The sequence below is a fragment of the Cellvibrio sp. pealriver genome, assembly GCF_001183545.1.
Lineage (GTDB): Bacteria > Pseudomonadota > Gammaproteobacteria > Pseudomonadales > Cellvibrionaceae > Cellvibrio.
Genome location: NZ_KQ236688.1, coordinates 3201398 through 3224921 on the forward strand (window position 1 = coordinate 3201398; position 23524 = coordinate 3224921).

Below are 23524 nucleotides of genomic sequence, written 5' to 3' on the forward strand. Positions count from 1 at the left end.
TTAAATTTTGATTGAATGGAAATTTAATCTGCTATCAGCAGCAACTCATAATCTATATCACTCAAATAACGTTGTTCGGTTTCCAAATCAGCTTGTGTCAATGGATGCGTCTCTATCCATTTTCCCGGCACATGAAGTGTTATTTTTTTGCCGTCGCATTTTAATTTTAGAGCAGGCAAACCATCTTTAATGCGGCCGCGATGACAAATCGCGGCAAGGCGTAACAAAATCGCCAAGCGCACCAAATTCGTGTTGTCGAGCGGGAAATTTTTTGCAGGAAAACGTTTGCGATGCGCCAGTACCAAGGCGGCAAGTTGCGTTTGCTCTGCGCGGGAACAGCCGGCGAGATCCACATTTTGTACGATGTACGCAGAGTGCTTGTGGTAATCGTTATGGGCAATATCCAATCCGACCAAATACAACCGCGCAGCCCAACCCAATAATTTATTGGCATCATCGGCTGTTAAGTGCCAACCCGCTGCGACTTGCTGCAACAAACCCAATGCCGTTTTTTCGACGGCAATGGCTTTTTCCATATTCACATGGAAGCGCGCAGCGAGGGCATCGACACTGGCCTGGCGTATATCGTGATTCTCCAAACGGCCTTTCTGGTCAAACAATAAACCTTCACGTAGCGCCCACTCGGCGGCAACCATCTGTTTTAATTCCAGTGCATCAAACAGTGCACTTAATACAATCACGCCGCCGAGAAAAACCGGTTTGCGATCATCCGATAAGCCGTCAATTTGCGCATCCAGTTTGCCGTGTTGCAAATAAAGAGAAATAATTTTTTCAAGTGATTCGAGTGTGATAGTGCCATCGCTCCAACCATTGGCTTGGCATACTTTAGCAACCGCTTTGATACTGCCGGATGCACCTAACACTTGCGACCAACCTGATTGTAAAAATTCATCTTTTACTGGCTGCAATTCTTGCAGGCAGGCAATCAATGCTTTGGTGACTGATTTTTCAGTAACCTTTCCCTCACTAAAAAATTTTTTGGTGATGGCAATGCAGCCCATGTTTAAACTTTCTTTCAATATTGGCTGCATGCCTTTGCCAATAATGACTTCCGTACTGCCACCGCCAATATCCATCACAATACGGTTGTCACCATCGGGGGCGATATCGTGTGCAACGCCAATGTAAATCAGGCGCGCCTCTTCATCGCCGGAAATAATTTCAACAGGGTGGCCAAGACGTTTTTCGGCTTCGATTAAAAACTGGCGCGAATCATTAATACTGCGCAGGGTTTTAGTGCCGACAATACGCACACTGCGCGATGGATAGGCGCGCAGGCATTCACCAAAACGCTCAAGACACGCAAGCGCGCGATCGCGTGCATCGTCGCTCAAACCGCCATCTTCTTGCAGGCCAAACCCCATACGCACAGGCTCGCGCAAACGATCGAGCAAATTGAGCTGCCCGTTATCCCATTGGGCAACAATCATGTGAAAACTGTTGGAGCCAAGATCAATCGCTGCAATGTGGCTGGCGTGACGGTTGGTGCTGGAGAGATTGAACATGCGCGGAACCCCAAGGCAGAGAGTATTTCAAATGAAGTAGTGCCTTGATGATATTACGAAAGTTTGACGGGATTACAATGACAAATTCAAGACAGCAGAAAATTCCAGTGTGCAAATGGCGCGCAATAAAAAAGGCGATCACTGTCGTGATCGCCTTTGGGTAAACATCCGCACGCGGGATTAATTTACAGTTTCAGGCTTTTCAGCTTGCGCTTGTGCCTGGGCTTGTTGTTGCGCGGCGGTAATCGCCTGAACAAATACTGCATCAAAATTAATGGGTGCCAGCATTAATGGAGGGAAGCTGCCGCGACCGAGAATACTGTCTACCGCTTCACGCGCGTAGGGAAACAAGATTTGTGGGCATGCAGTGTTGATCAACTGGGTCACTGCCGGGCCTTCAATACCGGAAATCGCAAACAAACCGGCTTGCTTCACTTCCACCAAAAATACCGCGCGATCTTCAATGCGCGCAGTGATAGTAAGCAGCAACACCACTTCAAACAAACCTTCTTCAATCTGGTTAGCTTGGATGTTCAAATCCTGCTGGATATTAGGTTTGTACGCTTTGGTAAACGCTTCGGGCCCCATTGGGGTTTCGAAAGAAATATCTTTCAAATAAATACGTTGGATAGCAAATACCGGATTGCTGCCAGCTGCCTGGCCAGCGTCTTGTTGGTTATTTTCTTCAGACATGATGAACTCGACTTGATGGGATTAAATTTAACGTTCGTTTAAAAACTGCTGCCGCAATCAGGGCTGCGCCAGCAATGGATCCAATTTACCCGCTTTATCCAACGCCCAGAGATCGGTAAAACCGCCGACATGCGTATCGCCGATCCAGATCTGCGGCACTGTGCGCTGACCGCTTTTGGTCATCATTTCCTGACGCAAATGCGGTTGGCTATCGACGCGGATTTCTTCCACAGCTACACCTTTCTGCGCCAACAGCTTTTTGGCATTAACGCAATAAGGACAAACTGCAGTGGTGTACATCAACACGCGCGCCATACAAAACTCCACACCCTACAAGGGCTGCTAACTTAACGACTTACTTTTAACTACTTACCCTTAACTAAAGGCAAACTCTGCGCCTGCCATTCAGCGATGCCACCGCCTAAACGGCGCACATCAAAACCTTCTTTACCCAGAAAACGACCAACTGCACCAGCGTGCTGCCCAAGCTTATCCACCAGAATGATGGTTTTGTCTTTATAAGACGCTACCTCGGTGGATTCTTTGCTCAGCTTGGCGTAAGGGATATTTAATGCCCCTACAATGTGGCCAGCTTTGAACTCTGCACTTTCGCGCAGATCGACCACCACTGCATTCCCCGCATTCACCAATTTGGTCACTTCATGGGGGGATACCGGACGGCCACTTTTAATGCGGTCGCGCCAGACATAGATGTAAATCAGCACAATCAGGGTGGTGACTAACAGCCACTCTTGGGTTACAAAATTTAAAAAATCCACGATAACGGCCTTCTTGTAAAACTGCAGGATTGACAATCTGCAGGGAGAGGATTGGATCGCTCGCTGTCCCAGTGAAACCGAGGTGGGGGCGGCAAAGTCGATTTCAAATGAAATCCACAAAAACTTCACCCTGCGCGCGACAAGGCGGCGAAGTATACACGATTCAGCCGGGGCATCCGCCTGACGCATAGGCCAAAAACACCGTCAACTATGAACACCATAGCCAGATAGAACAGGGCGTTCATAGGTTTACGCATAGAGTTACGCCGCCCAACCCGCTAGAATGCAGGCTAACTGTGCGGGCATTGCCCCCATCTTATCCGGGGTTGCGTACACCGGCGACCACAAGCCGCCATCGTCACCAACCACTTCAAGTTCATCCGACACTGGAAGCGATTTATGAGCGCCAAGAAACCTGTAGTTTTGCTGATCCTCGACGGTTACGGCTATTCGGAAAAAACCAAATACAACGCAATCTACGCCGCCAATACCCCGGTGTATGACGAGCTATGGAAAACCTGCCCCAATACCCTGATCGAAACATCCGGTATGGCGGTGGGCTTACCGGAAGGCCAAATGGGCAACTCCGAAGTTGGCCATACCACGATTGGCGCAGGCCGCGTGGTGTACCAAAGCTTTACCCGCATCAATAAATCCATTAGCGATGGCGATTTTTTTACCAACCCTGAATATGTCAAAGCGATTGATAGCGCCATCGCCAATGATAAATCGGTGCACATCCTCGGTTTGCTGTCTGAAGGCGGTGTGCATGCGCATCAGGAGCACATGTACGCGATGATCAAAATGGCCGTGCAGCGTGGAGCCAAAAACGTTTACCTGCACGCGTTCCTCGATGGCCGCGACACGCCGCCGCGCAGTGCTGAATCGTCGTTGCAAAAAGCCGAAGACCTGTTCAAAGAATTGGGCACCGGCCGCGTTGCGTCTATCGTTGGCCGCTACTTTGCACTCGACCGCGACAACCGCTGGGATCGCGTAAAAGCAGCCTATGATGTGATGGTCACGGGCGATGCTGAATACGATGCACTCACTGCCGTTGACGGTTTGAAAGCCGCTTACGAGCGCGGCGAAAACGACGAATTCGTAAAAGCCACTGTGATCTGTGGTGAAGATGAAGAAGTCGCGACCATTAACGATGGCGACTCAGTGATTTTCATGAACTTCCGCCCTGACCGCGCACGTGAAATTACCCGCGCGTTGATCGACGAACCATTCGATGGATTTGATCGCGGCGAAACCCATCCGAAGATTGCGCACTTTGTGCAAACCACCGAATACGCGTCCAGCATCAAAGCGCCTATCGCTTTCCCACCGGAAGATTTGAGTAATTCATTTGGTGAATATATTTCCGGCTTGGGCAAAACCCAATTGCGTATCGCTGAAACAGAAAAATACGCGCACGTTACCTTTTTCTTTAACGGCGGCAACGAAGTCGTGTATCCAGGTGAAGACCGCATTCTGGTTCCATCACCACAAGTGGCCACTTACGATTTGAAACCGGAAATGAGCGCACCGGAAGTGACCGAAAAATTGGTAGAAGCGATTGAGTCCGGCAAATACGATGCAATTATTTGCAACTACGCCAACTGCGATATGGTCGGCCACTCAGGCTTGATGGATGCTGCGGTGAAAGCGGTAGAAGCCGTGGATGTGTGTTTGGGTAAAGTACTTGCTGCAGTTAAAAAAGTTGGTGGCGATGCCTTGGTCACTGCTGACCACGGCAACGTAGAGGAAATGTTTGACGAAGAAACTGGCCAGCCTCATACACAGCACTCCACGCTGCCGGTGCCATTTATTTTTATCAGCCCACGCAAGGCAACAATGGCCAACGGCGGCTCACTGGCCGATGTAGCACCCACTATGCTGGCATTGCTGAATGTGCCACAACCCAAAGAAATGACTGGCCGCAATTTAATTACGCTCGGTTAATACACCGCCAAACAAACGGCTGGTTTTTTAGCGGCCGTTTGTTTGGTTGTTGTTTTAAGCAGCCGTTTTATTTTTCTTTTTCAGCCGACAATACATGCCATGAAGCGTTTTTTGATTCTGACCAAAACATTTTTCGCCTGCAGCCTGCTGACTTTTGCGCTGTCTGGCGTTTATGCACAAGCTGATGAAAAAGCTGAAATGGCGAAGCTGCAAAAAGAGATAGAAGCGCTGCAAAAAGAGCTCAAGGAAGTGCAGGGCACCCGCTCAACGCTGCAAAAAGATTTGGAAAAATCAGAAAAGCAAATCAACGAGCTGCAAAAAAAAGCCAACGACATTAATAAACAGCTTAAAGAGCAAAACAACGAATTAAACCAATTAAAAAACGAACGCAGCCAATTGGAGCAAGCGCGCCAACAGCAGCAGGCACAAATCGCCGAGCAAATGCGTGCAGCCCATAAATTGGGTGAGCAAAGCGAAGTCAAGGTGTTGCTGAATCAGGAATCACCCGATCAAGTATCGCGCATCATGAAATACCACAGTTATTTCATGGAAGCGCACAACCAAAAAATGCGCACCTACTTGGATACGATTACGCGGATTGATGCACTGACTCCCGAGATAGAAAAAAAAACGCTTGAGTTAGGTGCGATGCAAACGGAGCTGGATGCCCAGCGAGCGCAATTGAAAAACGTTCACCAAACACGCCAACAAGCGCTGGCCAAAGTGAACAGCGAGCTGAAAAATAAAAATCAGGAATTAAAACAGCTCAGTGAAGACCGTCGCCGCTTGCAAGCATTGCTGGAGCGTGTGACATCCCGCGTTGCCACCACAGGCGCTATCAACTCTCCCGGTTATGTTCCGCTACCCAAAGGTGGCGAGAAATTTTCACTGCGCAAAGGTCGCTTACCCTGGCCAACCCAAGGCAGTATGACCCACCGTTTTGGTAGCCCGCGCATTGCCGGCCAAATGAATTGGAATGGCGCTTACATTGCGGCCCCTATGGGCAATTCTGTTGTTGCAGTGCATCACGGCCGCGTCGTGTTTGCCGATTATTTTGGCGGCCACGGCCTTCTGGTAATTGTGGATCATGGCGAAGGCTTTCTGAGTTTGTATGCGCACAACCAAAGTCTGCTGAAAAAAGCCGGTGAGCCGGTGAGCGCAGGCGAGGCCATCGCCCATGTTGGTAACTCGGGCGGGCAGGCAGGAACCGGCTTATATTTTGAAATTCGCCACAACGGAAAGCCTATCGACCCGGGCAATTGGCTGGCACGCAGCTAGACTCTGCCAGAAGGCGGAATTATTTTGTGCGCTATCTGTCATTTTTAAATGCTTTGGCTTAACGTGCGCGCTCTGATACGGTACCAGCCAATCATTATTTTCATCCATCTGTATTTTTAGTTGTTGCGATCATCGGAGACGCTATGTTTCGCGCTGCTTTTCCCCGGTTTATTGTAGGGATGTCATCTTATCCTGCCGCTCTGTTTGCACTGGCATTGTCCTCCGGCACAGTGGTTGCCGATGAAGCCAAGCCTGCCGCCACTGGTGGCTTGCTGCCGCTGGAAGAGCTGCGCACGTTTACACGCGTCTATGATCACGTGCGCAGCGGCTATGTCGATGAAATCGATGATGCGCAATTACTTGAATATGCCATCAAAGGCATGATCGCCGAGCTTGATCCACACTCGGCCTACCTCGACAAAGAAGCTTTTGCGGAATTGCAGGCCAGCACTTCAGGTGAATTTGGCGGCATAGGCCTGGAGGTGAGTATCGATGAAGGCTTTGTCAAAGTTGTCACGCCGATTGATGAAAGCCCCTCTGCAAAAGCCGGGATATTAGCCGGCGATGTGGTGATCCGCATTGATGACAAGCCGGTCAAAGGCATGGATTTAAATAAAGCCGTCAACCTGATGCGCGGCCCCAAAAACAGCAGTATCCATATTACTGTGATGCGCGAAGGCGTAGACCAGCCCATCGAATTCAATCTGGTGCGCGACATTATCAAAGTACAAAGTGTGCGCACACGGGTACTGGAAGAAGATTACTTTTATATCCGCCTGGCGCAATTCCAATTGGATACCGGCAAAGATGTCGCCAAAAAATTGCGTGAGCAGCTTAAGAAAAACCCCGACACCAAAGGCATCATTCTGGATTTGCGCAACAATCCCGGCGGGGTCTTGCAGTCTTCGGTTGAAGTCGCCGATGCCTTCCTCGACGGCGGACAGGTGGTTTACACCCAGGGCCGTCAGGAGAACAGCAATATCAGTTACAACGCTGAAGCGGGCGATATCACCAATAACCTGCCGCTTGTGGTGCTGATCAACGATGGTTCGGCATCCGCATCAGAAATTGTCGCCGGTGCTCTGCAAGACCATAAGCGCGCCGTGATTATGGGCACCCGCAGTTTTGGCAAAGGCTCGGTACAGTCGGTGATCCCAATCAGTAATGACCGCGCCATCAAACTCACTACCGCGCTTTACTACACACCTAACGGACGCTCAATCCAAGCACAGGGTATCGAGCCGGACGTTGATGTGGAGCGGGTGCAGATTGCCGCTATCCAACAAGGATTAATGACAACAGAAGCAGATCTGGCTCGTCATTTGGGCAACGGCAAAGGCGGCAAGGAAAGCACCAGTAAAGACCGTGCCAGCCGGAGAATCAGCAGTGCTGAATTGCTCAAAGAAGACAACCAGTTGCACGAAGCGCTCAATTTACTCAAAGGCCTGCACATTTTTATCCAGAGCTCACCATTAGCCGCAGGCACGGCAGAGATGAGCCCGGACATAGCACCGGATATCGTCATCCAACCCGAAGACCCCACCGATAGCGGCGAATAAACTCCATGCCGAAGCAGATTGCCTATCTCACTGCCTTCGGCTTTATTCTGTTCGCCTGCATCGCGAATGCCACCGCCCTGAACCAAGGGCCCGCATCTGAAAGCAACACTGATCGCGGGCGGTTAGCCATCATCATCGATGACATTGGCTACAATCTCACGCTCGGGCGGCGCACCGCCGATTTGCCCGGCAATTTCACCCTCGCGGTTTTACCCTTTACCCCCCATGGCGCGGAGCTCGCCAAGCGCGCGCACAAACGCGGCAAAGAAATTATGCTGCACGCCCCCATGAGCAACCACCACGATTACCCTTTAGGCCGCGGCGGGCTGACAGGCACGATGAAACGCGCCGAGTTTCTCGCCGTACTGCGCCAGAATCTCGCCAGCGTTCCCTATATCAGAGGGGTCAATAATCATATGGGGAGCAGACTCACCGAGCAGGCCGAACCCATGCGCTGGCTGATGGATGAGCTTCAGCAGCGCCATTTATATTTTGTAGACAGCCGCACCAGCGCCAAAACCCAAGCCTTGGCGATGGCGGAACGCATCCGCTTGCCCAGCCGTAAGCGCGATGTTTTTCTGGATGATGAGCGCAGCAGCGGCGCAATTCGCCAGCAACTGATCAATGCCCTGCAGCGCGCCCGACAGCAGGGCTCCGCTATTGCCATCGGCCATCCTTACCCGGAAACCCTTGCGTTACTTGAGCAAATATCGCCACTGCTGGAGCAATACCAGGTACAGCTGGTAGCCGCCTCGCAATTGATGCCCGCTCATCAACACCCCATCACAAAGACATTTAGCTGTCTTGCTCCACCCATGAGTTTGTGGCCACAGCTCCATATGCCAGCAGATCCGTTCGCCATAGACTATCCTTTCAATAATGATCATTAAGCCTGCCGAACTACAGCTTTTGGTTATTAAAGCTTTAATTTAAAAGATGAACTAAATCTAGCTAGCACTTCTGATTGCTGTTTATAATCACCAAGGGTGATTTTTGATCAACCGGTGAAGGATCCGAGTGTTCAGGAACAATAGCGAGGAATCGATATGGCTACTACAAACAGAGCAGGTGAACAAGGTTCAGTACCTGTGCGTCACGGGCGTTACCTACAAAAAGATGGCTACTGGTACTACACCACCCGTGAAGGGGTGGACATAGGCCCGTTTGATAGCCGCGACGATGCCGAAATCGGCGTCGGTGAATTTATCGACTTTATCCAGGCATCCGAACCCAAAGTGTCTGACATGCTTAAACAGTATCGTGCGGCCTAAGGGTTATCTTGGGCCGATAATAAAAAAGGGCGCTTTGAGCGCCCTTTTTTATTGCTTCGAATTTACCAATCAATTCCTATAAACGCACTTCGATACCTTGGGCGCGCATAAACTCTTTAGCTTGAGGCACCGTGTATTCGCGGAAATGGAAAATGCTCGCGGCCAATACCGCATCCGCACGCCCCTGCGTCACACCATCACACAGATGCTGCAAGTTGCCTACGCCACCGGAGGCGATCACGGGAATCGGCACCGCATCGCTGATAGCACGGGTCACCGCCAGGTCATAGCCTTTTTTAGTACCATCGCCATCCATACTGGTGAGCAGGATTTCGCCCGCACCAAATTCGGCCATTTTGATTGCCCACTCCACCGCATTGATACCGGTTGGCTTGCGCCCGCCGTGCGTAAAAATTTCCCAGCGCGGTGCTTCGCCCGGACCACTTACTTTTTTTGCATCAATGGCAACAACAATGCATTGCGCACCAAAGCGATCAGACGCTGCCTTTACAAAATCCGGGTTATAAATCGCTGCTGAATTGATACCCACTTTGTCGGCTCCCGCATTCAGCATAGTGCGGATGTCATCCACCGTGCGGATACCTCCGCCTACCGTGAGCGGGATAAACACCTCGCTGGCTATCTTCTCCACTGTATGCACAGTCGTGTCACGCCCTTCGTGGGTCGCGGTGATATCGAGAAAGGTAATCTCATCCGCGCCGTCATCGTTATAGCGCTTGGCGATTTCCACCGGATCACCCGCATCGCGGATACCGACGAAATTTACCCCTTTCACCACACGGCCGTTATCAACATCAAGACAGGGGATAATGCGTTTTGCGAGTGCCATAATCAGATCCGGAATTAATTCGCATCGCAGTAAGCCTGCGCTTCCGCCATGCTAAGTGTGCCTTCGTAAATAGCTCGGCCGGTGATGGCACCGCAGATGCCCTTATGGGCTTCGGCTTTGAGCGCGATGATGTCATCCATATTGGTAATGCCGCCAGAGGCGATAACCGGGATGCTGGAAGCCTGTGCCATGGCGACAGTCGCCTGCACGTTCACGCCTTGCATCATGCCGTCGCGCGCGATGTCGGTGTAGACGATGCTGCTTACGCCGTCTTGCTCAAAGCGTTTGGCAAGTTCAGAGGCTTGGACATTTGAGACTTCTGCCCAGCCGTCGGTGGCTACCCAGCCGTCTTTGGCATCCAGGCCGACGATGATGTGGCCGGGGAATTGTTTACACATGTCGGTCACAAACTGCGGCTCTTTCACCGCTTTGGTGCCGATAATCACGTACTGCACACCCGCATTCAGGTAGTACTCAATGGTTTCCGCGCTGCGAATACCACCGCCGATCTGGATCGGTAAGGTCGGATAGGCTTTGGCGATGGCAGTAACCACACCGCCGTTGACTGGCTTGCCTTCGAATGCACCGTTCAAATCAACCAGATGCAAACGGCGGCAGCCTTGTTGCACCCATTGTGCCGCCATCGCGACGGGATCATCGGAGAAAACGGTGGAATCGTCCATCAAACCCTGGCGCAAGCGAACGCATTGGCCATCTTTTAAATCAATTGCAGGGATAATTAACATTCAACAATCTCGATTAGCAGAAATGAGGGATCAGGCTTTGCCATCCCAATGTAAAAAATTCTTTAACAGCTGCAGGCCAACGGTATGACTCTTTTCCGGGTGGAATTGCGCCACAAATAAATTCCCGCGGTTTAGCGCGGCATGAAATTGAAAGCCATAGTCACAAGTTGCAGCAACCAAGCTGGCATCGTCGGCGATTACGCAATAACTGTGCACAAAATAGAAACGGCTATCTTGCGGGATACCATCCCAGAGCGGGTGATCATTATGATGCACCTGATTCCAGCCCATGTGCGGCACTTTTAAATGCGCGCCAGTGCTATCAGTATGGTTTTCGCCGAAAAAGCGGACTTTTCCCGGCAAGATGCCAATGCAATCAACACCGCCATTTTCTTCGCTGTGATCCATCAATGCTTGCATACCCACACAAATCCCCAGCACCGGCTTGCCAGTGGCGATTTGCTCGCGCAGCAATGTGTCGAACCCAAGGCGTTTAATTTCTGCCATGCAATCGCGGATCGCACCCACACCCGGAAACACCACGCGATCAGCCGCGGCAACCACGGCCGGGTCGGAAGTCACTACCACATGCTGCTCGGGGGCGACATGCTCAAGGGCGCTTTTGACCGAATGCAGGTTACCCATGCCGTAATCGATCACGGCGACTGTTTGTCTTGGCGTAGTTACTGGCGCATCGGTCATTGCTTACAAGGTTCCTTTGGTAGAAGGCGTAATGCCTTCCATGCGCGGATCTTTTTCCAACGCCATACGCAGGGCGCGGCCAAAGGCTTTAAACACGGTTTCGATCTGATGGTGCGCGTTGTGGCCGCGCAGGTTATCCACATGCAGGGTGACGCCGGCGTGGTTGACGAAGCCTTGGAAAAACTCCCAGAACAGCTCTACATCGAACTGGCCGACGCGCTTTTGCGTAAAGGGGATCTGCATGACCAAGCCGGGGCGGCCGGAAAAGTCGATCACCACACGCGACAGCGCTTCATCGAGCGGCACATACGCATGGCCGTAGCGGCGGATGCCTTTTTTGTCGCCGACTGCTTTGGCAATCGCCTGACCAATAGTGATGCCGATATCTTCTACCGAGTGATGGTCGTCGATATGGGTGTCGCCATCGCAGGTCACGTCCAGATCAATCATGCCGTGGCGGGCAATCTGATCCATCATGTGCTCAAGAAAAGGAACGCCGGTGTTAAACACACCCTTACCGGCACCATCCAGATTGAGGCTAACGCTGATTTTGGTTTCAAGAGTGTTGCGCGTGACCTGAGCGATACGGTCGGACATAAGAAGACTCACATTGAAGATGGCTGGGCTCACAAGCTGATACAAATTAATCGGCAGGAATTATATAGACTTGGCGCGCCGAATTCACGGAAAGGCGCGCTATTAGTGCGATTGTTAAGCCCGAATACAGATTCGGCTGCGCAAACTCTTGCGTGGATGGCGATAAATCTCATCGCCGCACAATGTCATTCACTGATTTTCATTACTGATGGATCGATTCTATGTTTACCACCTTAAAACCCCTTGCCCTGGCATCCTGCCTTATCGCCCTGAGCCCTTTCGCTTTGGCGCAATCCGACAACAATGTGCGCCAAACCGGCTGGAGCTGGTCCGGCCATGTGGATCATATCAACATCGACAAACAAGCCGCGGCCGAGCAGTGGATTGAAGATACCGCCGTTGCGATTGGTGGTGCCGCTGAGTACTACGCAAACGACAGTGAAAATACCTTGTCACTGGGCGCAAGCCTGCTGTTTTACCGCGACAACGCTGAGTTCTCGCAATATGTGGAAGATTACTGGGGCGATGAAAGCTATGAAGAGTCCGATGCAAACGCGCTGATGCTGTTTGCGGAATACGGCCCCAAATATCGCTTCGGGCGCGACAACATGAGCTTTTTCAGTGTGCGCGGTGGCGTGAGCGGCATACTCGGCTCTGAGCGCAGCATCAGCAACTGCCGCGACTGCTACTCAGAGGATATTGAAATTGACGGCGGTGTTTATGGCTTGATCGGCATTGGCCAGACGCTGGGAAGTATTGATCTGAGTTTGCAATTCCAGCAATACCTGAGCGGCGATTTGGACAATACCCTGCGCTTGAAAATATCCGGCGCGTTTTAACAAATTAATACACCTGATGGCACAAAAAATGCCATCAGGTCGATTTCTGCAGTTGCTTTGGTTTTTATAAAAAGTCGGTATTAGGAGTCACTTGCGTTTGCGGTCTCATGGTTTACTTTTAAAACGCAAGAAAAACAAAGTACGCCGGTATTGCGCAGGACGGATGATGTGATTACTTATAACCATTACCAGAGACACAGATTGAACGATCCCCTCAACCCTATACGCCAGCTTATACATCAGGCGCAGGAACAGGATGCCGCGAGCGGAAAGCTGCTTGAATTTGTCGAGTGCCGTAAACAGCACTTACACACGGCCATCAAATTACCTGACCAACAAGCGACCAAAGGTCTGGCTGATTTTGTGGTGCGCTACATAAAGCACGTGCCGGATTTTATTGATGCGATCCGCAGCATGGCGCAAGAGGCAGGTATTTATAACGATGTTGAACCCCTGCTCAAAATTGCGAGCGATTATTTTTTATCACCGCCGTCGATTGTTGACCCGCACAGCCAACTGGAAGCACTGCTCGATGAAGCTTACCTTGCGCACCGTTTGTTGGAAGAAGTAAATGATAGGTTTATGGCGAAAAGCGGAATCCCGCTCGCACCTATGGATATGACCGTCGCCAATATTATTGCGCACGAATTAATTGGTGAGCCTTTTGCCAATGAATTAGATCAGGCCGTTTTATTCTCGGCAGAACTTTTATTAAATGAACACGGTTTTGAAGGTGCCAACATTTCACATTATGTGACTGCGCATCGCGATAGAGGCTGGAGCCAAGAACTGGAGCGCTGGCCTTGTTTGGTAGAGGATTTATCGATCAGCGTTGAGTTTGATAGCGACACATTAACGCGCCACTGACAAAAGCATTTTGTGTCGTCCGCTATTTTTTCCAAATAGTAAAAAATAAAAAAGGCGAATTGCTCCGTGCAATTCGCCTTTTTTATTTTCATTTTTTCGCTCGCGATAATTACACCGGATCAATTTCCGCATTGAGTTTCATATCATCGTAACGCGTTTTATCAACCATATTTTCACTCTTCGCCACAATCACTGACACAGTTGCATCTCCCGTCACATTGACTGCCGTGCGCACCATATCAAGCAAGCGATCGACACCGATAATCAACGCAATCCCTTCAACAGGCAAACCAACTGATTGTAATACCATCGCCAACATCACCAAGCCCACACTGGGCACACCGGCGGTGCCAATGGAGGCGAGCGTAGCGGTCAGGATTACCATCAAATAACCGGACACACCTATATCGATGTTGTACACCTGGGCAATAAATACGGTGGCAACCCCCTGCATAATGGCGGTGCCATCCATGTTGATAGTCGCACCCAAGGGAACAGAAAAACTGCTGACTTTATTGTCCACGCCCAGATCGTGCTCAACGGTGCGCATAGTGACCGGCAAGGTTGCATTGCTGGATGCCGTACTGAATGCAAACACCGCCACTTTCCACATCTTTTTGAAAAATATAATAGGGCTTAAGCCGGATAATATTTTTAACAAGAGGCCATAGACAACAAATCCGTGCAGCAACAATACAAACAACACCGTGAAAAAATATTTCGCCAAATCGGTGATCGCTGCAAAACCGATGTTGGCAAATAATTTTGCGAGCAAACAGAAAACACCGTAGGGTGCCAATTGCATCAGCAACAGCATCATTTTGAGCACCACTTCATTCAAGTGCTCAAAAAACGTTTTCATATTGCTGCCAATTTCGCCGCCTGTACGCGAAATCGCGATACCAAACAAAATCGAAAAGACAATCACCTGCAGCATATTGCCTTCGGCCATTGCCTGAACCGGATTGCTGGGAAATATATCGAGAAACGTTTGCTTGATGGATGGCGCAGGTGGCGCGGTATATGTGCTGGACAATGCCATATCAACCGCAGCACCTGGCTGGATAAATACTGCCACCCCCATCGCCAGTGCAATCGCCATCGCGGTAGTCATCAAATACAACAACAGGGTTTTGGTAGCCAACGCCCCCATGCGGTTATGTCCACCGAGTGAAGCTGCGCCACACACCAATGAAACAAATACGAGCGGTACCACCAACAATTTGAGCGACGCTACAAAAATCTGCCCAATCGTATCGAGTACGCCATTGATCAGTACCGTTTGTATCCACTGCCCATAGCTGGTCGTTGGCACTGTCTGGGGATCATCTACACCAAGCAAGAGATTGAAGATGACCCCAACCAGGACACCCAACAGCATGCCGAGTAAAATTTTATTGGTCAGCGACATAGTCACCCCGGACGTTATTATTGGTTGATGAAGTAATTCAGGACGTTAAGAAAAGATGGTAGGGGATCAGGCGAGGGCGGCATAGGTATGCCGCCGTAACATTATTATTCGTTCACTGCGTCTTTCAGGGCTTTGCCTGCTTTGAAGGTGACAGTTTTGCTGGCGGCGATCTGGATGGTTGCGCCGGTTTGCGGATTGCGGCCTTCACGCGCGGCGCGCTCACTCACATTAAAGGTGCCAAACCCCAACAAGGCCACTGATTCACCACGCGCCAGTGCATTGGTAATTTGCTCGATAAAAGCCGAAACCACCAGATCCGCTTTATTGACACCCAGATCAGAATTATTGGCCAAAGCCACTACTATGTCGGTCTTATGCATGTTTTCTCTCTCCATCAACATTGATTTTCACAGGGAGTTTACCTGCATTCACGGGATTGCGGCAGACTTGTAAACGCATTATTCACGCTTGGGATTGGCCAAGCTGATAAACTGCCGCCCATGCATTTGCGCGTGCCAGCGCAAGCCGACCGCCATATTAGCCGATTGAGGAACCCGCTTTGTCCAAGGCTGCGATGCCCCGCCCGCTTTCAACCCGTTCGTGGAAACCTCTCCGCCAACTTGCCCGCCAACAGCGCCCGCAAGCCGTGTTACAGGATTGGCTGGCCGATAACGGCTCGCTGACAGCGCGCCTCGTCTCATTAAGCCAGAGGCAGTTTGCAGTGAAAGTCTTGCGCCAGGCGCTTGGTATCCCGAGCTTGAATGAGCGCCAGGCGCTGGGTATGAGCCGCCCGCAGCAGGCGCTGATCCGCGAGGTGATACTCTGCGGCAAAGGAACCCCCTGGGTATTTGCGCGCAGTATTTTGCCGCTATCGAGCCTGACCGGATCACTGCGTCATCTGCGCCAACAAGGCAGCCGCCCGCTAGGCGCGTTTTTGTTCAGTCAGCCACACTTGGTGCGCAGCGCCATTGCAGTGGCGCGGATTAGCCGCGATCATGCCTATATGCCAGCCGAATTGTGCGGCAAGGGGCATCTGTGGGGGCGGCGTTCGGTGTTTTATCTACACGCCAAACCCCTGTTGGTCAGCGAAGTGTTTTTACCTGACTTTATCGCCCTGATTCAGTAGCCTGATTTGATCGCTCGAATGTGACAGCCAGACAATCCAGATCCGTCCTGATACCCGATAACTCCAACAATACCGGCGCTTTGGTTATGACAACTCCCAACTCACAAAAACCTGCTGCAACCTCCACCAAAACCGGCTCGGCTAAACCAGCAGCTCCCAAATCTGCCACCCCAAAATCTGCCGTTCCCAAATCTGCTAAGGCCGCAAAATCCAGTGCCGGCAAAATCCTCCAGCGCGCCACGCAAAAAGCAGCAGGCCAGACAGACCTGCGCCAAAAAGTCCTGCTTTATTGGCGCTTGATGCGTATGGATCGCCCTATCGGAACTTTGCTCTTGCTCTGGCCGACGCTATGGAGCTTGTGGATTGCCGCCAAGGGTGTGCCCAGCATCAAAAATCTGGTGATTTTTACTTTGGGTGTGATTGTGATGCGCGCTGCAGGCTGCGTGATTAATGATTTTGCCGACCGCAAGATCGACGGCAAGGTCAAGCGCACTAAAGACCGGCCGCTCGCGACCGGTGCAGTATCCAGCAAAGAGGCGCTTGGCTTGTTTATCGCGCTCTGCATGATTGCGTTCGGGCTGGTGCTGATGACCGATCCACTCACGATCAAGCTGTCCGTTGGCGGGCTGATTCTGGCTTTCTGTTATCCGTTTATGAAACGCCACACCCATTTGCCACAAGTGGTGCTCGGGGCTGCATTTGCATGGGGAATCCCTATGGCCTATGCCGCGCAAGCCGGGGAGTTGCATCATGGTATGTGGCTGATTTACCTCGCGGTGGTGCTCTGGACAGTCGCCTACGACACCTTTTACGCGATGGTTGACCGCGACGACGACTTGAAAATCGGCGTGAAATCCACCGCCATTTTGTTTGGTGAGCAAGACCGGCTGATGACCGGGGTGCTGCAGGTGATGGCGCTTTACGCGCTGTTACTTGTTGGGGAGCGCTTTGAATTAGGCGCTGCTTACTTCCTTGGGCTTGCGGTTGCGGGAGCGCTTTTTGTGTATCAACAATGGTTAATCCGCTTTCGCAAACGCGAGGACTGCTTCAAGGCGTTTTTGAACAACAATTGGGTTGGTGCGGCGGTGTTTGCGGGTATTGCTGCCGATTACGCATTGCGCTAGCGCAAAATTTTTATCCTGTCATAAATGTGTAACACTGAACTTATTTAATAAGCTGCAACAATAGCTTCACAAACCTGTGCGGCACCCCGTAGTTTTTTCAGGCAGAACATTTATGACTGGTCGCAAAATCCTGATCGTTGACGATGAATCCGCAATCCGCGACATGCTGCGTGTGGCGCTGGAAATGGCCGAATACCAGGTAATGGAGGCAAGCAATGCGCAGGATGCCCACGGCCTGATCATTGATGAAAAACCAGACTTGATTCTGCTCGACTGGATGATGCCCGGCACCAGCGGTATTGAACTGGCGCGCCGTTTAAAACGCGACGAAGTCACCGCCAACACCCCCATCATTATGCTCACCGCCAAAGGCGAGGAAGACAACAAGATCCAGGGGCTGGAAGTGGGTGCCGATGATTACATCACCAAGCCTTTTTCCCCGCGTGAACTGGTTGCCCGCTTGAAAGCCGTGTTGCGCCGCGCTGATCCGCAAATCAACTCAGCACCGATCACCGTACAAGGCCTGTGCCTTGACCCCGCCAGCCACCGCGTCACCATCAATAACCAGTCGGTGGATATGGGGCCAACCGAATATCGTTTACTGGAATTTTTCCTGACCCATCAGGAAAGAGCCTATACTCGCAGCCAGTTACTGGATCACGTCTGGGGCGGCAATGTGTATGTGGAAGAGCGCACGGTCGATGTGCATATCCGTCGCCTGCGCAAAGCCCTGACCGTGGATGGCCACGAAGACCTGATCCAGACAGTGCGCGGTACGGGCTATCGTTTTTCTACTCGTATTGAAGCCTGATAACACTTTCGTGAGCGGCTGCAGCTGATCAGTGCTGCGAGACCGTCTGCGGCATGGATGCCGCAGTCGAGCCTACATGGATGTATTCACGGCGAGTCTCGCAGTGCTGATCAGCTGCAGCCGCGGATTTAGAACCAAGAGGCTCGACGTTGTTAAAAGGTTTTAGCGCTGAACTCCAGCGCATTCTTATCATCCTCGCCATTTGCAGCCTGATTGGCTTCTTCAGCGATAATTATTCGCTGTGGATGCTGATTGGCTGCTCCAGTTATATCGTCTGGATGCTCTGGCAAATCCGCCGCCTCAACCAATGGCTGGTACGGCAGGACAGCCAAAATCCACCAGAAGCCAGCGGCATCTGGGGGCAAATTTTCGACAACATCTATCAATTGCAGCGCGACCAGCGCCTTGAAAAAGAAAACCTGCAAGCGGTGATCAAACGCATCCAGGAAATCAGCTCATCACTGAAAGACGGCTTGATCATTTTGGATGCGCGCGGCCATCTGGACTTCTGGAACCCCGCTGCCCATCGCATGCTGGCGCTCAACACCAAAGACCAGGGGCAGTCGGTAATCAACTTTATCCGTCACCCCAAATTTGTCGCCTATTTTGAAGAGGGCAAATACGAAGAACCGCTTGAGCTGCCGTCGCCCCGCTTTGCCTCCAAGCATCTGCAATTTCAGATTACCCCATTCGGTAAAAACGAACGCTTGATCGTCGTGCGCGATATCACCCAGGTGCACAATCTGGAAAAAATGCGGCAAGACTTTGTGGCCAACGTGTCCCACGAGTTGCGCACGCCGCTCACGGTGATCAACGGCTACGTAGAAACGCTGGCCGATAACAACACCATCCCCAGCTGGAATAAGCCCTTGCAGCAGATGTTGCAGCAGGCCAAACGCATGTCGCTGCTGATCAACGATTTGCTGGTGCTGTCCAAACTGGAAACCACCGAAGCGGGTCACAACCACAAGCCGATTAATATCGAGCAGCTGCTGACGATTATCAAAAGTGAAGCGGAAGTGCTCAGCAAAGAAAAAAACCAGCAGCTGACTCTGATCTGCAACAACACCACCAAGCCTTTGTTGTTACCGGGCAATGAAAAAGAATTGCACAGCGCCTTTTCCAATCTGGTCACTAACGCGATCAAATACACACTCGCCGACGGCAAAGTGAGCATGCTGCTCTGGCAAGACCAAAAAAATGTCTATGTCTCGGTGAGCGATAACGGCCCCGGTATTGAAGCGCAGCATATCCCGCGTTTGACCGAGCGCTTTTATCGTGTCGATGCCAGCAGAAATAGTGGGACGGGTGGAACAGGTCTGGGATTGGCGATTGTGAAGCACGTATTGATGCGCCATGAGGCCGAACTGAAAATCACCAGCGAACCCGGCAAAGGCAGTGTGTTCATGTGTGTCTTCCCTTTGCCGCAATAAATTCTGTTATTTGCGCAGCTAATCACATTATTTTGACGTCAAAATAAAATTCGAACTTTTAATTTCGTTTTCTTCTGAAAATTTTCCGAAAATCAAACCTGCATCCCAAAATATTACCCCCCAAACTGAAAGTCGGACTCGCCAATACAACGTTGTCATTTTAGACTCGTTCCCATGCAATGATCTTTGCGCCATGCCCTGATCACGTGCATGTTTTATTCAGTCGTACTCCCGAGTGCTGTCCAGGCACCATCTAACAAACAATAAGTTCGGAGATTGAAAGTGAAAAAGACAATGAAAGCATGCGGTATTTCCGCAGTCGTATTGGGCTCAATTCTGGTTGCAGGCCAGGCATTTGCCCACGGTTATGTATCTTCCCCAAAAAGCCGTGTGATCCAATGTAAGGACAACGGCATTGAGAACCCGACCCACCCAGCGTGTATCGCAGCGAAAGCAGCGGGCAACGGCGGTCTCTACACTCCACAAGAAGTGGCAGTGGGTGGTGTGCGTGACAACCACGAATACTTTATTCCGGATGGCCGTCTTTGCTCTGTAGGCCGCTCTAACCTGTACGGTATGGATCTGGCGCGCACCGACTGGCCAGCAACCAACGTAAGTGCAGGCCCACTGCAATTCGTGTGGACTAACACCGCTGCGCACAAAACCATGTACTTCCGTTACTACATCACCCGCGAAGGCTACAACCACGCGCAACCACTGCGCTGGTCTGACCTTGAATTGATCCACGATTCAGGTAAAGCTGATCAAGAACAATTCTCTTACCACACCGTTCAAATGCCACCACGTACTGGCCGTCACATTGTGTACAGCGTATGGCAACGTGACTGGGAAAGAGATGCGGCTGAAGGCTTCTATCAATGTATCGACGTAAACTACGGCGGTGGCGGTAACTCTTCTGTTCCTGCGTCGTCTTCTTCTGTAGGTTCTGTAGCAAGCTCATCTGTTGGCTCAAGCATTTCCAACAATACCTGTGCTGGTTTGGGTATCTGGAATCCAACTATCGCTTACCAAAACCCAACCCAAGTACAACACAACGGCAAGCGTTATCAGGCTAACTACTGGACTCAAGGCAACAACCCAGAGACCAGCAATGGCCAATACGCTCACTGGTTGGATCTAGGTGCGTGCGGTGGTTCAACTTCATCTACCCCATCCAGCGTTGCACCTAGCTCATCAAGCCGCTCAAGCGTAGCGTCTTCTGTTGCTTCATCAGTAGCATCATCTGTGTCTACCGGTAACTGTACTTCTCCTGCTTATGTAAACGGTGCTACTTACGCAACCGGCGCTAAAGTTGTTAACGCAGGTAGCGAGTATCAATGTACTGTTGGCGGCTGGTGTACTGTTGGCGGCCCATACGCACCAGGTACTGGCTGGGCATGGCAAAACGCATGGTCCTTGGTTCGCAGCTGTAACTAAGGCCTGCTGACCGTTATTACTTACAAGCACAAGTCCTGCAAGTCTGGCCTGTAAGTAATGCGGCGCACATAAAAAACGGCGATCTGAAAAGATCGCCGTTTTTTTATTTAACACAACCTACCACCTCCACCTGCCTGGCCTGTTGTTAGCGCAGCTGGATTTCAATTTCAGTCGGTTGATTAAGCTGTATTTTCGCATCGTCAAATGACGGTGGGCCAAACATCCCGCCATTGTTGGAAAACCCATAGGGTTCGGTGGGGATACCCATCGCATTCATATCGATACTGCCATTATCGTTCTCATCCTGAAACAACTTCACCGCGTATTCACCCGCCGGAAGATCGCCCAGCACAACCCGCATACTGTCACCAGTCATTTTCACTTTTTGCACTGCCACGCGCTGGCTGTTGTTGTCGTAGTGCGTTTGTTGGTTATAAACCGCCACTAGCAAATGACCGTCTGTTGAGGCGATGTTACCCACATTCACCACCAACTCGTGCGCCATAGCGGGCAGCGCGCATACCAACAATCCTGCACCTGCCAATTTATTGATCAACCGCATAACAAAACTCCTTTAAGCCGATATCTATAGTGATTGCATACCCGCACACAATACAAAAATCGCGATAACCCGGCAGGTGTCAATACTCAGGATTTTACGATGACACAGCTCATCAAAATACGATGACAAATGTCCTGTTCTTGTGGATGTAATTTTGGACGTAAGATAGGCGGCCCGTTTCCACGCAAAGCCTCAGGATACTCCATGACCAATGACCGATACCTACTCACACTGGCGGGCGTGATCACCTGGGGCGCAGTCGCCTACATTGAATTCCAACGGCTACTGGAATCGGTTTATGCCGTGCCCGGCATTGCTGGCTATCTGGTTTTTTTATATTTATTTGTCAGCGTTACTTACACAGCAAACATCCAACTCCATTATCGGCGGCACCAGATTTTTTTATTATTGCAGCTGGCCATCGCACTCTTGTTATTGCTTGTGCAGCGCAGCGATGTAGCGCCCGTACTCCTCGTGATTTGGGCTGCGCAACTGGCCGATTATTTTTCACGTCGCCAGGCCATTTTATGGGTGTTGCTGAGTAACCTTGTGTTCTTTTTTATAATGACCTGGGTGTGGCATTACACCAATCAAGTAATCAGTGCACTCACGTTCCTTGGCTTCCAGATATTTGCACTCGCCACTGCATTTGCACGTGTCAGCGAACGCCATGCGCGTGAAGAGCTGGAGCAGGCCAACCAACAATTGCTAGCGACGCGTATTATTCTGGCGCAATCCAGTAAGCAGGAGGAACGTTTGCGCATCGCGCGCGACCTGCACGATATTCTCGGCCACCAACTCACTGCACTCAATTTGCAGTTGGAAATTCTGCAACACAAAGTAGCGCAACCACTGCAAGCGTCGGTGATGGATACCAAACAACTCGCCAAACAGTTGCTCGACAATATCCGCGCGGTCGTGCGCGACCAACGCACCGCTACCGCAGTGGATTTTCATCAGGCAGTGCAGGCACTGGCAGAACATCTCCCGGAATTGGAGCTGGAAATCAATGGCCATTTGCAATTGGAATCTGCGCAAATCGCCGAGCAATTATTGCTCTGTATCCAGGAGGGTATCAGTAATGCGGTGCGTCACGGCAAAGCCAAAAAAATCCAACTCGCGTTTGAGCAGAAACAACAACAAAACCAACAACACATTGTTATTCAGCTCGATGATAACGGCCATGGCTGCGCGCTGATTAATCCCGGCAATGGACTCAAAGGCATGCAAGAACGTCTTCATCCTTTTGCTGGCAAGGTTGAATTAATACCGTTGAAGAAAGGTTGTCGGTTAGCGATAACAATGGAGTTACACAATGCTTAATGTAGGTTTGGTTGATGACCAACAGTTGGTGCGGCAGGGGATTTCCGGATTGCTGGCAATTTCCGGCAATGCGCAAGTCAGTTGGGAGGCGCGCAACGGCGAAGAAGCGCTGGCGTTTATCACTCAACAGCCTGTCGATGTGCTGCTCGCCGATATTCGTATGCCGGTGATGGATGGCATCAGCCTGGTGAAGCACCTGCGCGCACGCAGCAATAACACACCCATTTTGATGCTCACAACATTTGACGATGCGGATTTATTTGCGCAGAGCATAAAAGCAGGCGCTAACGGATTTTTATTAAAAGATGTGTCGCTGGAAAAACTCGTCAGCAGTTTGCAACTGGTGTCTGACGGTTCGACATTTTTGGCCGAGCCCGATATGTTGCGCGAATTCCAGCAAAAAAAATCGACATTGGATTTATCGGAACGGGAAAAACAAATTTTGCGCTTGTTGGTTAATGGCCGGTCCAATAAAGAAATTGCAAAAACGATTTTTCTGGCGGAAGGCACAGTGCGCAATCACGTATCCAATATCCTCGCCAAACTCGACTGCCGCGACCGCACCCAGGCGGTACTCAAAGCCATCAGCGAAAATCTGGCGTAAAACACACACTGAAAACACGCTTGTGTTTTACGCCGGATG

Annotated in this window: 26 protein-coding genes; 14 read left to right on the top strand and 12 right to left on the bottom strand. The window is 50.9% G+C overall.

Annotation, left to right across the window (positions count from 1 at the left end; translation table 11 throughout):
- Positions 1-23 precede the first annotated feature (23 nt).
- From VC28_RS13905 to VC28_RS20035, 5 genes are all read right to left on the bottom strand, one after another.
- Entirely contained in the window at positions 24-1526 is a 1503-nt protein-coding gene (locus VC28_RS13905; RefSeq protein ID WP_049631162.1) for a Ppx/GppA phosphatase family protein, read from the bottom strand.
- 180 nt (positions 1527-1706) lie between these two features.
- Complete coding sequence (gene secB / locus VC28_RS13910) at positions 1707-2219, bottom strand: protein-export chaperone SecB (protein WP_049631163.1); 513 nt, start codon at positions 2217-2219, stop codon at positions 1707-1709.
- Between the two features lie 57 nt (positions 2220-2276).
- Entirely contained in the window at positions 2277-2534 is a 258-nt protein-coding gene (gene grxC, locus VC28_RS13915; protein WP_049631164.1) for a glutaredoxin 3, read from the bottom strand.
- A gap of 50 nt (positions 2535-2584) precedes the next feature.
- Positions 2585-2998 (bottom strand): rhodanese-like domain-containing protein, encoded by a 414-nt coding sequence (locus tag VC28_RS13920; protein WP_049632414.1) that lies wholly within the window; start codon positions 2996-2998, stop codon positions 2585-2587.
- Between the two features lie 261 nt (positions 2999-3259).
- Positions 3260-3385, bottom strand: a complete 126-nt coding sequence (locus VC28_RS20035; protein WP_255356020.1) for a hypothetical protein — start codon at positions 3383-3385, stop codon at positions 3260-3262.
- Between the two features lie 12 nt (positions 3386-3397).
- On the opposite strand from VC28_RS20035, the gene gpmI reads away from it, so the two are divergent.
- The 5 genes from gpmI to VC28_RS13945 all read left to right on the top strand — a co-directional run bounded on the left by gpmI (position 3398) and on the right by VC28_RS13945 (position 9053).
- Positions 3398-4945, top strand: a complete 1548-nt coding sequence (gene gpmI, locus VC28_RS13925) for a 2,3-bisphosphoglycerate-independent phosphoglycerate mutase (RefSeq protein ID WP_049631165.1) — start codon at positions 3398-3400, stop codon at positions 4943-4945.
- A gap of 99 nt (positions 4946-5044) precedes the next feature.
- Entirely contained in the window at positions 5045-6223 is a 1179-nt protein-coding gene (locus tag VC28_RS13930) for a murein hydrolase activator EnvC family protein (protein ID WP_049631166.1), read from the top strand.
- Between the two features lie 179 nt (positions 6224-6402).
- Complete coding sequence (locus VC28_RS13935) at positions 6403-7782, top strand: S41 family peptidase (protein WP_231591766.1); 1380 nt, start codon at positions 6403-6405, stop codon at positions 7780-7782.
- A 5-nt stretch (positions 7783-7787) separates the two neighbouring features.
- Positions 7788-8672 carry a divergent polysaccharide deacetylase family protein gene (locus tag VC28_RS13940; RefSeq protein WP_053094207.1) on the top strand — a complete coding sequence of 295 codons (885 nt, stop codon included), beginning with the start codon at positions 7788-7790 and terminating at the stop codon, positions 8670-8672.
- A gap of 156 nt (positions 8673-8828) precedes the next feature.
- Positions 8829-9053 carry a DUF6316 family protein gene (locus VC28_RS13945; protein WP_049631168.1) on the top strand — a complete coding sequence of 75 codons (225 nt, stop codon included), beginning with the start codon at positions 8829-8831 and terminating at the stop codon, positions 9051-9053.
- 76 nt (positions 9054-9129) lie between these two features.
- On the opposite strand, the gene hisF is transcribed toward VC28_RS13945, so the two are convergent.
- Genes hisF through hisB form a run of 4 tightly spaced genes read right to left on the bottom strand, consistent with a single transcriptional unit; the run spans position 9130 to position 11948 of the window.
- Entirely contained in the window at positions 9130-9903 is a 774-nt protein-coding gene (gene hisF / locus VC28_RS13950) for an imidazole glycerol phosphate synthase subunit HisF (RefSeq protein ID WP_049631169.1), read from the bottom strand.
- 14 nt (positions 9904-9917) lie between these two features.
- Positions 9918-10649 (bottom strand): 1-(5-phosphoribosyl)-5-[(5-phosphoribosylamino)methylideneamino]imidazole-4-carboxamide isomerase, encoded by a 732-nt coding sequence (gene hisA / locus VC28_RS13955; protein ID WP_049631170.1) that lies wholly within the window; start codon positions 10647-10649, stop codon positions 9918-9920.
- 30 nt (positions 10650-10679) lie between these two features.
- On the bottom strand, positions 10680-11351 hold the full coding sequence (gene hisH, locus VC28_RS13960; RefSeq protein ID WP_049631171.1) for an imidazole glycerol phosphate synthase subunit HisH: 672 nt from the start codon (positions 11349-11351) through the stop codon (positions 10680-10682).
- Positions 11352-11354: 3 nt separating this feature from the next.
- Entirely contained in the window at positions 11355-11948 is a 594-nt protein-coding gene (gene hisB / locus VC28_RS13965) for an imidazoleglycerol-phosphate dehydratase HisB (RefSeq protein WP_039918066.1), read from the bottom strand.
- Between the two features lie 221 nt (positions 11949-12169).
- Here hisB and VC28_RS13970 point away from each other — a divergent pair, with 221 nt between their 5' ends.
- Both VC28_RS13970 and VC28_RS13975 read left to right on the top strand, forming a co-directional pair.
- Positions 12170-12787, top strand: coding sequence for a hypothetical protein (locus tag VC28_RS13970; RefSeq protein ID WP_049631172.1), 618 nt, complete (start codon positions 12170-12172; stop codon positions 12785-12787).
- 201 nt (positions 12788-12988) lie between these two features.
- Positions 12989-13654: a hypothetical protein gene (locus VC28_RS13975; RefSeq protein WP_231591767.1), complete on the top strand. Its 666-nt coding sequence runs from the start codon at positions 12989-12991 to the stop codon at positions 13652-13654.
- 109 nt (positions 13655-13763) lie between these two features.
- Here the strand turns inward: VC28_RS13975 and VC28_RS13980 are convergent, their stop codons facing one another.
- Both VC28_RS13980 and VC28_RS13985 read right to left on the bottom strand, forming a co-directional pair.
- Positions 13764-15065, bottom strand: a complete 1302-nt coding sequence (locus VC28_RS13980) for a dicarboxylate/amino acid:cation symporter (protein ID WP_049631174.1) — start codon at positions 15063-15065, stop codon at positions 13764-13766.
- Positions 15066-15169: 104 nt separating this feature from the next.
- Positions 15170-15445 (bottom strand): HU family DNA-binding protein, encoded by a 276-nt coding sequence (locus VC28_RS13985; protein ID WP_049631175.1) that lies wholly within the window; start codon positions 15443-15445, stop codon positions 15170-15172.
- Between the two features lie 179 nt (positions 15446-15624).
- Between VC28_RS13985 and VC28_RS13990 the strand changes: the two genes are divergently transcribed.
- The 5 genes from VC28_RS13990 to VC28_RS14010 all read left to right on the top strand — a co-directional run bounded on the left by VC28_RS13990 (position 15625) and on the right by VC28_RS14010 (position 20996).
- A complete protein-coding gene (locus tag VC28_RS13990; protein ID WP_231591770.1) occupies positions 15625-16191 on the top strand; it encodes a chorismate--pyruvate lyase family protein in 567 nt (188 codons plus the stop codon).
- A 299-nt stretch (positions 16192-16490) separates the two neighbouring features.
- Entirely contained in the window at positions 16491-17315 is an 825-nt protein-coding gene (gene ubiA, locus VC28_RS13995) for a 4-hydroxybenzoate octaprenyltransferase (RefSeq protein WP_231591892.1), read from the top strand.
- Between the two features lie 112 nt (positions 17316-17427).
- Positions 17428-18126, top strand: coding sequence for a phosphate regulon transcriptional regulator PhoB (gene phoB / locus VC28_RS14000; protein WP_049631177.1), 699 nt, complete (start codon positions 17428-17430; stop codon positions 18124-18126).
- A 149-nt stretch (positions 18127-18275) separates the two neighbouring features.
- Positions 18276-19559 carry a phosphate regulon sensor histidine kinase PhoR gene (phoR, locus tag VC28_RS14005; RefSeq protein WP_049631178.1) on the top strand — a complete coding sequence of 428 codons (1284 nt, stop codon included), beginning with the start codon at positions 18276-18278 and terminating at the stop codon, positions 19557-19559.
- Between the two features lie 282 nt (positions 19560-19841).
- Positions 19842-20996 (top strand): lytic polysaccharide monooxygenase, encoded by a 1155-nt coding sequence (locus VC28_RS14010; protein WP_231591772.1) that lies wholly within the window; start codon positions 19842-19844, stop codon positions 20994-20996.
- 145 nt (positions 20997-21141) lie between these two features.
- On the opposite strand, the gene VC28_RS19320 is transcribed toward VC28_RS14010, so the two are convergent.
- Positions 21142-21558 (bottom strand): DUF2141 domain-containing protein, encoded by a 417-nt coding sequence (locus VC28_RS19320; RefSeq protein WP_053094208.1) that lies wholly within the window; start codon positions 21556-21558, stop codon positions 21142-21144.
- Between the two features lie 204 nt (positions 21559-21762).
- Between VC28_RS19320 and VC28_RS14020 the strand changes: the two genes are divergently transcribed.
- Both VC28_RS14020 and VC28_RS14025 read left to right on the top strand, forming a co-directional pair.
- Positions 21763-22881 (top strand): sensor histidine kinase, encoded by a 1119-nt coding sequence (locus VC28_RS14020; protein ID WP_049631180.1) that lies wholly within the window; start codon positions 21763-21765, stop codon positions 22879-22881.
- A complete protein-coding gene (locus VC28_RS14025) occupies positions 22874-23485 on the top strand; it encodes a response regulator transcription factor (protein WP_049631181.1) in 612 nt (203 codons plus the stop codon). The genes VC28_RS14020 and VC28_RS14025 overlap by 8 nt, the downstream gene beginning before the upstream one ends.
- The last annotated feature ends 39 nt before the right edge of the window (positions 23486-23524 follow it).

Coding starts and splice junctions, on each gene's coding strand:
- VC28_RS13905 (WP_049631162.1), bottom strand. CDS start 1,526: ATGTTCAATCTCTCCAGCACCAACCGTCACGCCAGCCACATTGCAGCG.
- VC28_RS13970 (WP_049631172.1), top strand. CDS start 12,170: ATGTTTACCACCTTAAAACCCCTTGCCCTGGCATCCTGCCTTATCGCC.
- VC28_RS13980 (WP_049631174.1), bottom strand. CDS start 15,065: ATGTCGCTGACCAATAAAATTTTACTCGGCATGCTGTTGGGTGTCCTG.
- hisA (WP_049631170.1), bottom strand. CDS start 10,649: ATGTTAATTATCCCTGCAATTGATTTAAAAGATGGCCAATGCGTTCGC.
- hisB (WP_039918066.1), bottom strand. CDS start 11,948: ATGTCCGACCGTATCGCTCAGGTCACGCGCAACACTCTTGAAACCAAA.
- VC28_RS14025 (WP_049631181.1), top strand. CDS start 22,874: ATGCTTAATGTAGGTTTGGTTGATGACCAACAGTTGGTGCGGCAGGGG.
- hisH (WP_049631171.1), bottom strand. CDS start 11,351: ATGACCGATGCGCCAGTAACTACGCCAAGACAAACAGTCGCCGTGATC.
- hisF (WP_049631169.1), bottom strand. CDS start 9,903: ATGGCACTCGCAAAACGCATTATCCCCTGTCTTGATGTTGATAACGGC.
- gpmI (WP_049631165.1), top strand. CDS start 3,398: ATGAGCGCCAAGAAACCTGTAGTTTTGCTGATCCTCGACGGTTACGGC.
- secB (WP_049631163.1), bottom strand. CDS start 2,219: ATGTCTGAAGAAAATAACCAACAAGACGCTGGCCAGGCAGCTGGCAGC.
- phoB (WP_049631177.1), top strand. CDS start 17,428: ATGACTGGTCGCAAAATCCTGATCGTTGACGATGAATCCGCAATCCGC.
- VC28_RS19320 (WP_053094208.1), bottom strand. CDS start 21,558: ATGCGGTTGATCAATAAATTGGCAGGTGCAGGATTGTTGGTATGCGCG.
- grxC (WP_049631164.1), bottom strand. CDS start 2,534: ATGGCGCGCGTGTTGATGTACACCACTGCAGTTTGTCCTTATTGCGTT.
- VC28_RS13935 (WP_231591766.1), top strand. CDS start 6,403: ATGTCATCTTATCCTGCCGCTCTGTTTGCACTGGCATTGTCCTCCGGC.
- VC28_RS13985 (WP_049631175.1), bottom strand. CDS start 15,445: ATGCATAAGACCGACATAGTAGTGGCTTTGGCCAATAATTCTGATCTG.
- VC28_RS14020 (WP_049631180.1), top strand. CDS start 21,763: ATGACCAATGACCGATACCTACTCACACTGGCGGGCGTGATCACCTGG.
- VC28_RS13940 (WP_053094207.1), top strand. CDS start 7,788: ATGCCGAAGCAGATTGCCTATCTCACTGCCTTCGGCTTTATTCTGTTC.
- ubiA (WP_231591892.1), top strand. CDS start 16,491: ATGCGTATGGATCGCCCTATCGGAACTTTGCTCTTGCTCTGGCCGACG.
- VC28_RS13930 (WP_049631166.1), top strand. CDS start 5,045: ATGAAGCGTTTTTTGATTCTGACCAAAACATTTTTCGCCTGCAGCCTG.
- VC28_RS13945 (WP_049631168.1), top strand. CDS start 8,829: ATGGCTACTACAAACAGAGCAGGTGAACAAGGTTCAGTACCTGTGCGT.